This is a genomic window from Streptomyces sp. BYX5S (assembly GCF_054724165.1).
In genome coordinates, this window is the sequence record NZ_CM138829.1 from 5,515,233 (window position 1) to 5,526,136 (window position 10,904).

General features: G+C 69.4%; 9 protein-coding genes. 5 read left to right on the plus strand and 4 right to left on the minus strand.

All coding sequences use genetic code 11. The features are described from left to right. Window positions 1–40 precede the first annotated feature (40 nt). The 4 genes from ACYBSK_RS25080 to ACYBSK_RS25095 form a co-directional block, all read right to left on the minus strand. On the minus strand, window positions 41–886 hold the full coding sequence (locus ACYBSK_RS25080) for a carbohydrate ABC transporter permease (RefSeq protein ID WP_457479473.1): 846 nt from the start codon (window positions 884–886) through the stop codon (window positions 41–43). Continuing rightward, a complete protein-coding gene (locus tag ACYBSK_RS25085; protein ID WP_460243422.1) occupies window positions 883–1,872 on the minus strand; it encodes a carbohydrate ABC transporter permease in 990 nt (329 codons plus the stop codon). The genes ACYBSK_RS25080 and ACYBSK_RS25085 overlap by 4 nt, the downstream gene beginning before the upstream one ends. A 6-nt stretch (window positions 1,873–1,878) precedes the next feature. Then, a complete protein-coding gene (locus ACYBSK_RS25090) occupies window positions 1,879–3,237 on the minus strand; it encodes an extracellular solute-binding protein (RefSeq protein ID WP_460243423.1) in 1,359 nt (452 codons plus the stop codon). 127 nt (window positions 3,238–3,364) lie between these two features. Beyond that, a complete protein-coding gene (locus ACYBSK_RS25095; RefSeq protein WP_460243424.1) occupies window positions 3,365–4,363 on the minus strand; it encodes a LacI family DNA-binding transcriptional regulator in 999 nt (332 codons plus the stop codon). Window positions 4,364–4,624: 261 nt separating this feature from the next. Between ACYBSK_RS25095 and ACYBSK_RS25100 the strand changes: the two genes are divergently transcribed. Genes ACYBSK_RS25100 through ACYBSK_RS25120 form a run of 5 tightly spaced genes read left to right on the plus strand, consistent with a single transcriptional unit; the run spans window position 4,625 to window position 10,889 of the window. Further along, window positions 4,625–5,620, plus strand: coding sequence for an ABC transporter permease (locus ACYBSK_RS25100; RefSeq protein WP_457479477.1), 996 nt, complete (start codon window positions 4,625–4,627; stop codon window positions 5,618–5,620). Then, a complete protein-coding gene (locus ACYBSK_RS25105; RefSeq protein ID WP_460243425.1) occupies window positions 5,614–6,495 on the plus strand; it encodes a carbohydrate ABC transporter permease in 882 nt (293 codons plus the stop codon). The genes ACYBSK_RS25100 and ACYBSK_RS25105 overlap by 7 nt, the downstream gene beginning before the upstream one ends. Before the next feature lie 34 nt (window positions 6,496–6,529). Further along, the gene (locus ACYBSK_RS25110; protein ID WP_460243426.1) at window positions 6,530–8,185 is read left to right on the plus strand and encodes an ABC transporter substrate-binding protein; all 1,656 of its coding nucleotides are present in this window, start codon (window positions 6,530–6,532) and stop codon (window positions 8,183–8,185) included. Then, entirely contained in the window at window positions 8,182–8,868 is a 687-nt protein-coding gene (locus ACYBSK_RS25115) for a YesL family protein (RefSeq protein WP_460243427.1), read from the plus strand. Before ACYBSK_RS25110 ends, ACYBSK_RS25115 begins: the two co-directional genes overlap by 4 nt. Continuing rightward, on the plus strand, window positions 8,865–10,889 hold the full coding sequence (locus ACYBSK_RS25120; RefSeq protein ID WP_460243428.1) for a beta-galactosidase: 2,025 nt from the start codon (window positions 8,865–8,867) through the stop codon (window positions 10,887–10,889). Before ACYBSK_RS25115 ends, ACYBSK_RS25120 begins: the two co-directional genes overlap by 4 nt. The last annotated feature ends 15 nt before the right edge of the window (window positions 10,890–10,904 follow it).

The window sequence follows — 10,904 nt, forward strand, 5'->3', positions numbered from 1 at the left end:
CTCCTCAAGTACGTGACGTGTTGCGGTGGTTGGCGGGGCGTCAGCCCTTGGTGGCGCCCATCGTGATGCCGCCGATGAGCTGGCGTTCGGCGACGGCGTAGAAGGCGAGCGCGGGCACCATGGCGAGGATGAGGTACGCGAAGACGCGGGCGATGTCGGTGGCGTACTGGCCCTGGAACTGCTGGACGCCGACGGGGATCGTCCACCAGGTGGGCTGGGTGAACACGAGCAGCGGGAGCAGGAAGTTGTTCCAGCTCGTGACGATGGCGAGGACGGAGACGGTGCCGAGCGCGGGGCGCGCCATGGGCAGCAGGATCCGCCAGAAGAAGCCGAGCGGGGAGCAGCCGTCGAGGGTGGCGGCCTCTTCCAGCTCGCCGGGGATCTCCCGGAAGAAGCCGCGCAGGATGACGATGGTCATGGGCAGGCCGAACGCGGCCTGCGGCAGGATCACTCCGAGCGGGTTGTCGAGCAGCCCGAAGGTGCGCAGCAGGATGAACAGCGGCAGGATCGCCACGGCGAACGGGAACATCAGGCCGACGGTGAAGAGGGTGAACATCACCTCCCGTCCCTTGAAGGCGAACCGGGCGAGCGCGAAGGCGGCGAGCGCGGCGGTGCCGACGGTCAGGATCGTCGTGCCGACGGCGACGAGCGTCGAGGAGCCGAGCATCCGCCAGAACGAGCCGTCGGTCAGGATGTCCGTGTAATTGGACACGATCCAGGGCGACGGGAGCCCGAACGCGTTCCCGGACAGCTGGTCGGTGGACTTGAACCCGGAGATCAGCGCGTACAGGAGCGGGGTGACCATGACGACGCCGACGAGCCACACGGTGATGTACAGCGGTGTGGAGCGCAGGCGGCGGCGCGCGGTGTGACTGAGAACGCTCATCGGTTGCCTCGCATGGTGGTGAGGGCTCCTTCGGTGTCCCGGCGCAGCACGTACTTCTGGTAGGCGACGGCGAACACGAGGCTGATGAGGAACATCGCGATGCTGATCGCGCTGGCGTAGCCGATCTGGTAGCGCTTGAAGCCGAACTGGAAGAGCGTGACGGCCATGGTCTCGGAGTGGTGGTCGGGTCCGCCCTGGGTGGTGACCCACACCAGGTCGAAGAGCTGAATGGCGCCGATGACGGAGAGGAAGACGCTGATGCGAAGGGTGGGTCCGAGCAGCGGCAGGGTGACGCTGCGGAACCGCTGCCAGGCGTTCGCCCCGTCGATGCGGGCGGCCTCGTGCAGTTCGGCGGGGATGCCCTGGAGTCCTGCCAGGTACAGCATCATGTGGAAGCCGAAGTACTTCCACATCATGACGAGGAACAGGGTGGGCAGGACCCAGTCCTGGTCGGCGAACCAGAGTCCGCCGAGGCCGTCGAGGCCGATGGAGCCGAGCACCTTGTCGGCGAGCCCGTCGTCCGGCGAGAAGATCATGGAGAACAGGACGCCGGTGATGACCTCGGACAGCACGTAGGGGGCGAAGAACAGCATCCGGTAGACGGCGCGGCCGCGCAGCTTCTGGTTGAGCAGGACGGCCATGGCGAGCGCGAACGGGAGCTGGAGTCCGACGGAGAACACCACGAGGAGCAGTCCGCGCCACAGGTCGCCGAGGAAGACCGGGTCGTCGAGGAGCCGGGTGTAGTTGTCGGTGCCGGCGAAGTCCGAAGGCGACCCGAATCCGCCCCAGTTGAAGAAGCTGACGTAGAGGGCGTAGAGGATCGGCGTGAGCACGAACAGGGCGAACAGGACAAGGGCGGGCACCGTGAACGAGAAGGCGGTGAGCCAGTCCCGGATCCGGCGGGCCAGGGGGCGCCGGGTCGGTGCCGGGGCGGCCTGCTCCTTGACGGGAGCGGGCCGCGCGTCGTTGAGCTGAGTCGAAGTCATGGTGGCTTACTGGCTCTTGGCGACCTGGGTGATGGAACGGGCGACCTGTTCGGGCGACTTGGCGCCGGCGATGAGGGCGGCGACGGAGTCGTTGATCTCCTGGCCGAGGGCGGGCGGGTAGGCCTGGTCGAGGTAGAGCTGGAAGCCGGTCGCCTTGTCAAGGGCCGCGGAGACGAGCTTGAGGTTGGGGTCGGTGAGGGAGCCGATGGCGTCCTTGAGGGCCGGCATCAGGTCGGCCTTCTCGACCAGGATCTTGTCGGACTCGGCCGACATGAAGAACTTCAGGAAGTCGACGGCCGCCTTGGGGGCGCCCTTGCGCACGGCGTAGGCGTTGCCTCCGCCGAAGACGTCGCTGCCCGCGCCCTTGCCGCCCGGGACCGACGGGAACGTGAAGAAGCCGAGGTCCTTGCCGATGCCCTTGCCCGCGTCCGCCTGTGTGGGAGGCGCCCACTGACCCATCAGCTCCATCGCGGCCCTGCCGTTGCCCATGGTGGCGGCCTGGCCGCCCGGCGTGGAGTACGCGGCGCCGAGGAAGCCCTTCTGGAACGGCTTCAGGTCGACGAGTTCCTTGAGGCGCTCCCCCGCCTTGACGAAGTCGTCGCCGGTGAAGTCCTTGGCGTCCGCGGCCTTCTGCATGCCGTCGACTCCGGCGATGCGCATCGCCAGGTAGGCCCAGTAGTACATGCCGGGCCACTTCTCCTTGCCCGCGAGGGCGATGGGCGCGATCCCGGCGCTCTTCAGCTTCTTGACGGCGTCGAGGTAGTCGCTCCAGGTGGTGGGCGGGCTCGTGATGCCGGCCTTCTTGAAGTGCGCCTTGTTGTACCAGAAGCCGACGCCGCCCACCTCGATGGGCATCGCGTACATCTTGCCGTCGAACTTGTAGGCATCGGGGGCCACGCCCACGAACTTGTCGGACAGCGGCGCGGTGGCTTCGGTGAGATCCTCGACGAGACCGGCGTCGATCTGCTGCTTGAGGACCCCGCCGCCCCAGGTGTGGTAGATGTCCGGCAGCTTTCCGGAGCTGGTCAGCGCGGTCATCTTCGACTTGAACGCGTCGTTCTCCAGCGTCACGAGCTTGATGCGCACGTCGGGGTGCTCGGCCTCGAAGGCCTTGGCCCGCTCCGGCCAGACGGTCTTCGACGGCTCCGTGGTCTGGATGTTCCACCACTCGACGACGGTGCGGCCCTTGCTGTCGGTGGCGCCCGACTCGGAGTCCGAACAGGCGGAGAGCCCCACGGCTCCGATCCCCACGGCGGAGGCGGTCCCCAGGAACCGTCGGCGGGACAGGGCCGAGGGGACGGCGGGCCCCGACTGCTCGGACGACGGGGACGACGGGGGCACAGCGGCTCGGTCGAACGCTGACATGGCGCACCTTCCGGAAGGGATCCGAAAACTATCGGGAGACGGCCACGGAAGTTACGGACACAACTCGGGGGTGTCAACGGCCTTTACGAAAAAGGTCGTTGACACCCCCGGTGGCGCAGCGGCGGAGTCAGTCGTTCCGGGGCGCCGCCGTGCTCGCTCGCACCAGCAGTTCCGTCGCCAGGTCGACGCGCGGCGCCGCCGGCTCGACCGAGCGGGCCAGGTCGAGCGCGGTGCGGGCCGCCAACTTGCCCATGTCGGAGAGGGGTTGGCGCACCGTGGTGAGCGGCGGCGCGGACCACCGCACTTCCGGAAGGTCGTCGAAGCCGACGACGCTCATGTCCTCGGGCACGCGCAGCCCGCGCCGCCGCAGCGCCTCGATGGCGCCGAGCGCCATCTGGTCGCTGGACGCGAAGACGGCGGTGGGCGGTGCGGCGAGGTCGAGCAGCCGGTTGCAGCCGGTGAACCCGGACTCGTGGTAGAAGTCGCCGGGCACGATCAGCTCGTCCTCGACCGGTACGCCCGCGACGTCGAGGGCCGCCCGGTACCCGTCGAGCCGCGCCCGGGAGCACAGCAGCCGCGGCGGGCCCTCGATGAACCCGATCCGCCGGTGCCCGAGCCCGAGCAGGTGCTCGGTGGCGGCCATGCCGCCCGCCCAGTTGGTGGCGCCGATGGTCGGGGCGTCGGTCACGGGCGAACCCGCGGGGTCGATCACGACCAACGGCACGCCCAGGCGCTGGAGTTCGTCCCGCAGACCGGACTCCAGGACCGACGTCACGAGGATCACGCCGTCCGAGGCGCGGGCCCGCAGGTTGGTCATCCACTCCCGCGCGGCCCCGGCCCGGTCGTGGATGGCGGAGACGACGGTGCCCACCCCGGACTCGTGCGCGACCTCCTCGACGCCGCGGATGATCTCGACGGCCCAGGGGCTGTCCAGGTCGTTGAAGACCAGGTCGAGCAGGGCCGCCCGGTCGCCGGGCGCGGGCGCCCTGCGCTGGTACCCGTGGCGGTGCAGCAGGTCCTCGACGCGGGCCCGGGTGCCGGGCGAGACGTCGGACCGCCCGTTCACGACCCGCGAGACGGTCGGCACGGAGACCCCGGCCTCCCGCGCGATCTCGGTGATCGTCACCTTGGCCGGCCCCTCCGGGCTCCGCGTGGCTGCCTTGCGCTGAGCGCCTTCCCGGCCCACGTTCCCCACCTCCAACGACACACTTTTTTCCAATGATCTCCGGACGGCCGCCGAAAATCAGCCAACGAGCGCCGCGGCGGCCCCCATTGACAGGGTTCGGGAGCGGCTCTAGGTTGCGGCGACGTTACCGGAAGATTCACGAAAGTTCTCGGTCACGCCTTTCCCCTGCCCCGCACTGAGCCGCGCACCGAAAGGCCCTGCATGAGTTCCTCCACGATGACGGGCGTCCCGCCCGGCACCGGCACCGCCCCCGACCCTCCCCGCCGGGGTCCTCGCAAGAAGCTTCCGTCCGGACGGCGCACCTGGCGTCAAGCACTGCGCCGAGACTGGCAGTTGTACTCCCTCGCGCTGCTGCCCATCGCGTTCTTCCTGGTGTTCCGCTACCTGCCGATGCTCGGCAACGTGATCGCGTTCCGCCGCTTCGAGCCGGGCGGCTCGATCTTCGGCGAGGAGTGGGTGGGACTCCGCTACGTCGAGATGTTCCTCAGTGACCCCACGTTCTGGCAGGTCTTCCGCAACACGCTGTGGCTCGGCGGCCTGACGCTCGTCTTCTGTTTTCCCCTCCCGATCGTCCTCGCGCTGCTCCTCAACGAGGTGCGCCGTACCGCGTTGAAACGTTTCGTCCAGTCGGTGTCGTATCTGCCGCACTTCCTGTCGATCGTGATCGTCGCCGGCATCACGATGCAGATGCTCGCGACCGACGGCCCCGTCAACCATGTGCTGGGCTGGCTGGGCCACGACCCGATCCGCTTCATCCAGGAACCCGAGTGGTTCCGGACGGTCTACGTGGGCTCGGAGATCTGGCAGACGGCGGGCTGGGGCACGATCCTCTACCTCGCGGCGCTCACCACGATCGACGAGGACCTGTACGAGGCGGCGCGGATCGACGGCGCGAACCGCTGGCAGCAGACCTGGCACGTCACCCTGCCCGGCATCCGCCCCACCATGATCACGCTGCTGATCCTCAACGTCGGCACGTTCATGGCGGTCGGCTTCGAGAAGGTCCTGCTGCTCTACAACCCGCTGACGTACCAGACCTCCGACGTGATCTCCACGTACGTCTACCGGACCGGTGTCGAGTCGAGCAGCTTCAGCTACGCCGCCGCGATCGGCCTGTTCGAGGCGGTCATCGGCCTCGTCCTGATCACCACGTCGAACCAGCTCTCGCGCCGCACAGTGGGGACCAGCCTGTGGTGAGCACCGAACGCCCCACGAAGGGCTACCGCGTCTTCCGGCGCGCGAACGCCGTGATCCTCACGCTCGTCGTGGCCGTCACCCTGTACCCGTTCGTCAACATCATCGCCCGCTCCTTCAGCGGTGAGCGGCAGATCCGCGCGGGCGAGGTGACGCTGTGGCCGCGCGGCTTCAACCTGACCACGTACGAGCTGGTGTTCCAGGACGCGATGTTCTGGCGCAACTACGGCAACACGGTCCTGTACACGGTGGTGTCGACGGCCGTCGCCATGGTGCTGACCACCTGTTACGCGTACGTCCTGTCCAAGCGGCAGCTGCGCGGGCGCACGGCGCTCATCGGGATCGCCGTGTTCACCATGTTCTTCACCGGCGGCCTGATCCCGAACTACGTCCTGGTCACCAGCCTCGGCCTGAAGAACAGCATCTGGGCGATCGCCCTGCCCAACGCGATCAGTGTCTTCAACCTGCTCGTGATGAAGGCCTTCTTCGAGAACCTGCCGAGCGATCTGGAGGAGGCCGCGCAGATCGACGGCCTGAGCACGTACGGGATCCTGCTGCGGATCGTGCTGCCGCTGTCGAAGGCGGTGGTGGCGACGATGGTGCTCTTCTACTCGGTGTCGTTCTGGAACTCGTGGTTCAGCGCGTTCCTGTACCTGGACCGGGCGGACCTCATGCCGGTCACCGTGTATCTGCGCAACATGATCCTGGGCGCCACGGGCGGCGCCAACGCGGGCGCCGCGACCGAGCAGCTCAGCCAGGTCGGCGCCAACATCCAGTCGGTGACCATCGTGCTCACCGCGCTGCCGATCCTCTGCGTGTACCCGTTCGTCCAGCGCTACTTCGTCAAGGGCGTCATGCTCGGCGCGGTCAAGGGCTGACAGCTCCCCACACCCCCTTCCCCCAGGAGTCCCAGTGAAGAACAGCGGTCAGCTCTCGCGGCGCCAGATACTCGCCGCCGCCGGATTCATCGGCCTCGCGACGCTCACGGCCTGCGGCAGCGGCGACGACGGCACCGACGGCAAGGACCTGGCGCAGAAGCAGCGCGGCGCCATGAAGAAGTTCGAGGCGGGCGAGCAGTTCAGGGCCACCAAGGCGCTGTCGTTCTCGATGCTGCACAACAACAACCCGGTGTACCCGACCAAGGACGGCTGGCTGTTCTGGAAGGAGCTCACCAAGCGCACGAGAATCACCCTCGAGCCGGTCGACGTGCCGCTCGCGGACTACGAGAAGAAGCGCGGCGTCCTGATCGGCTCGGGGGACGCGCCGTTCCTGATCCCGAAGACGTACCACCCCTCGGAGGTCGCGTTCGTCTCGTCCGGCGCGATCCTCCCGGTCAGCGACTACGTCGACCTGATGCCCAACTTCCGGGCCAAGGTGAAGAAGTGGAAGCTGGAGCCGGAGCTCGACTCGATCCGCCAGTCCGACGGCAAGTACTACCTGCTGCCCGGTCTGCACGAGAAGGTGAAGTCCGGCTACTCGCTGTCCCTGCGCACGGACGTCCTCGACAAGCACGGCCTCTCCCTGCCGACGACCTGGGACGAGGTGCACGACGTCCTGAAGGCGCTCAAGGAGGAGTACCCGTCGAAGTACCCGATGACGGATCGCTGGAGCACCAACACCCCTTTCCCGTGCGGTGCGTTGTTCCAGTACCTCGGGCAGGCGTACGGGGTGCGGGCCGGCTGGTCGTACGACAACATCAGCTATGACGGGACGGCGAAGAAGTTCGTCTTCACCGCCACGCAGGACGGCTACCGGGACATGGTGGAGTATCTGCGGGGCCTGGTCGCGGAGAAGCTGCTCGACCCGGAGTCGTTCACGCAGCAGGACGACCAGGCGGTGCAGAAGCTGCTCGCCGAGAAGTCGTACGTCATCAGCGCCAATCCGCAGGAGCTGGTGCAGAACTACCGCTACAACCTGGACAAGCAGGTCAAGGGCGCGACGATCGAGATGGTCCCGGTGCCGCTCGGCCCGGCGGGCCCGGTGGTCAACGGCGGCTCCCGCCTGGAGAACGGCGTCATGATCTCCAGCAAGGCGCTGAAGGCGGACACGTTCGTCGCGATGATGCAGTTCGTCGACTGGCTCTGGTACTCGGACGAGGGCCAGGAGTTCTGCAAGTGGGGCGTCGAGGGCGTCACGTACACGAAGTCCGGCGGCACGTACCGTCTCAAGGACGGGGTCTCGCTCATGGGGTCCGACGCGGACGCGCCGAAGGACCTCCAGAAGGACTTCGGCTTCTTCAACGGCGTGTTCACCTACGGCGGCAGCTGGGAGCTCGTCTCGTCGAACTTCGGCGCGGACGAGAAGAAGTTCCAGGACGAGATGGCGAAGCGGCGAGAGCAGCCGATCGGCCCCGCGCACCCGCTGCGCTCCGCCGAACAGGAGCAGGCCACCCTGTGGGACACCCCGCTCAAGGACTACACGATCCAGAACACCCTGAAGTTCGTGCTCGGCAAGCGGCCCATGTCCCAGTGGAACGACTTCCTCACGGAACTGAAGGGGAAGAACATGCAGCAGCTGGTCGACCTGCACAACAAGGCCGCCGACCGCTTCGAGAAGGAGAACGGGTGACGGCCGCCGCCACGGCGCGCGGCTTCGGCACCGGCCCCCTCTCCCGCGCCGCTGCGCTCGTCCACACCCTGCTCACCGTCGAGGCGATGCTCCTCGTCGCGGCCTCGCCCGGCCTGATCGGGGCGTTCCTGCTCGGCGCGGACCCGTCGAACCTGCCGCTGCTCGCCCTGTGCCTGGTGCCGCTCGGGCCCGCCCTGTCCGCCGCCCTGTACGCGCTGCACCGCCGGGGCCGGGAGCTCACGGAGCTGCGGCCCGCCCGCACGTTCTGGCGCGGGTGGCGGCTGAACGCGCTGCCGGTGCTGCGGTGGTGGGTGCCGCTGTTGGCCTGGCTGAGCGTGATCGGTTTCTCGCTGATCCACTTCCCGGCCGCCGGGGTGCCGGGCTGGTGGGCGGGGCTGCTCGTGGTGATCGGCGCGGTGTCGCTGCTGTGGGGCGGGCACGCGCTGGTGCTGGGCTCGCTGTTCGCGTTCCGCTCCGGGGACGTGGCCCGGCTCGCCGCGCACTTCCTGCCGCGCCGGCCGACGGCGACGCTCGCCGCCGCCTCGCTCCTCGTCCTCGCCGGCGGCCTGACCGTGCTCGGCACGGAGGCCCTCGCGGCCCTGCTCGCCGCTCCCCTGCTGCTGTCCCTGTTGACCGCCTTCCGCCCGGTGATCGCTCGGACCGAGGAGGTCTTCACCGCATGAGCCACGACCCTCGTACGCCCCCGGGGAAGATCCTCTACGGCGGCGACTACAACCCCGAGCAGTGGCCGAAGGAGGTGTGGGACGACGACCACCGGCTGTTCACGCGGGCCGGGATCGACACCCTGACCGTGGGCGTCTTCACCTGGTCGCTGACCCAACCAGCGCCCAACACCTACGACTTCACCGTGCTCGACGACATCCTCGACCGGGCGGCGGCCGAGGGGCGCCGCGTCGTCCTCGCCACCGGCACCGCCGCGCTCCCGCCCTGGCTGGCGAAGGACCACCCCGAGGTCAACCGCACCGACTTCGAGGGCCGCCGGCACGCGTACGGGCAGCGGCACAACTTCTGCCCCAGCTCCCCGGCGTACCGGCGTTTCTCGACCGCGCTCGCCGCCCGCCTCGCCGAGCGGTACGCCCGCCACCCGGCGCTGCTGGCCTGGCACATCAACAACGAGTACGGCGGGGCCTGTTACTGCGAGCGGTGCGCGGCGGCGTTCCGCGGCTGGCTGCGCGAGCGGCACGGCGGTCTCGACGCCCTCAACGACGCCTGGTGCACGACGTTCTGGTCGCACCGCTTCACGGACTGGGACCAGATCGAGCCGCCGAGCGCGCTCACCGAGCACTGGCGCGGCCCCGACCACACCGCCTTCCAGGGCATCACGCTCGACTACCTGCGCTTCATGACGGACGCGCTGCTCGGCTGCTTCACGGCGGAGAAGGAGGCGGTCCGGGCGCACGACGCGACGACCCCGGTGACCACCAACTTCATGGGCGCCTACCGGCCGTTGGACTACCACCGCTGGGCGCCCCACCTGGACTTCGCGTCGTGGGACAGCTATCCGCCACTGGACGCCCCGCCGTCGGTGGCGGCGTTCGGCCACGACCTGATGCGCGGTCTGAAGGGCGGCGCCCCGTTCTGGCTGATGGAGCAGGCGCCGGGACCGACGGCGTGCCGGGACGTGAACCCGCTGCGCCGCCCCGGCGAGCTGCGGCTCGCGACGTGGCAGGCGGTGGCGCACGGCGCGGACGCGGCGCTGTACTTCCAGATGCGGGCCTCGCGCGGCGCGTGCGAGAAGTTCTTCGGCGCGGTGATCGGGCACGCGGGCCGCGACGACACCCGCGTGTTCGGTGAAGTGGCGGCCCTGGGCGCGGAGTTGACGGCACTTAGTGGCGCCACCCTCGGCGCGCGCACCCCGGCCCGTACCGCGCTGCTCTTCGACTGGGACAGCTGGTGGGCGCTGGAGCTGTCGGACGGCCCGTCCCGGCTCGTGAGGTACCTCGACGTCGTGCACGCCTACTACGGGGCGGCGCGGGCGGCGGGCGCGGACGTGGACGTGGTCCCGGTGACGGCGGACCTGTCGGCGTACGACGTGGTCCTCGCGCCCGCGCTGCATCTCGTGAAGGACGGTCTGGCGGCGCGCCTGGAGGCGGTGGCGGAGCACGGCGGGACGGTCCTTGCGACGTTCCTGTCGGGGCGCTGCGACGAGCACGACCGCGCGTTCCTCACGGATGTGCCGGGTCCGCTGGCGCCGCTCATGGGGGTGCGCGTCGACGAGTGGGACGCGCGTCCGGCCGACGTCACGAACCCACTGGACGGGGGCGGCGCGGGCAGTCTCGTCTTCGAGCTGGTGCTCCCCCGGGGCGCCGAGCCGGTGGCCCGCTACACGGCGGACTTCTACGCGGGCACGCCCGCCGTCACCCGCAACCGCTTCGGCGACCGGGGCGGCGAGGGCTGGTACGTGGCGACGCACCTGGACGCCGTCGGCACGGACCGGGTGGTGCGCGCCGTGCTGGCCCGCCACGACCTGATCGGCCCGTACGCCGACCACCGCGACGTGGAGTCGGCGGCGCGCGTGGCACCGGACGGCACCCACGTGGTGTTTCTCCTCAACCACGGCGCGCAGGCAGTGGAGTTGACGGCCCACACCACCGTCACCGACCTCCTCACCGGCGAACGCCACGACAAGGGCGGGCCGCTCGCCCTCGGCCCGCTGGGCGTGGCCGTGCTGCGCGTCGAGTGACGTGCGCGGGGGCGG

Coding starts and splice junctions, on each gene's coding strand:
- ACYBSK_RS25080 (WP_457479473.1), bottom strand. CDS start 886: ATGAGCGTTCTCAGTCACACCGCGCGCCGCCGCCTGCGCTCCACACCG.
- ACYBSK_RS25085 (WP_460243422.1), bottom strand. CDS start 1,872: ATGACTTCGACTCAGCTCAACGACGCGCGGCCCGCTCCCGTCAAGGAG.
- ACYBSK_RS25090 (WP_460243423.1), bottom strand. CDS start 3,237: ATGTCAGCGTTCGACCGAGCCGCTGTGCCCCCGTCGTCCCCGTCGTCC.
- ACYBSK_RS25100 (WP_457479477.1), top strand. CDS start 4,625: ATGAGTTCCTCCACGATGACGGGCGTCCCGCCCGGCACCGGCACCGCC.
- ACYBSK_RS25120 (WP_460243428.1), top strand. CDS start 8,865: ATGAGCCACGACCCTCGTACGCCCCCGGGGAAGATCCTCTACGGCGGC.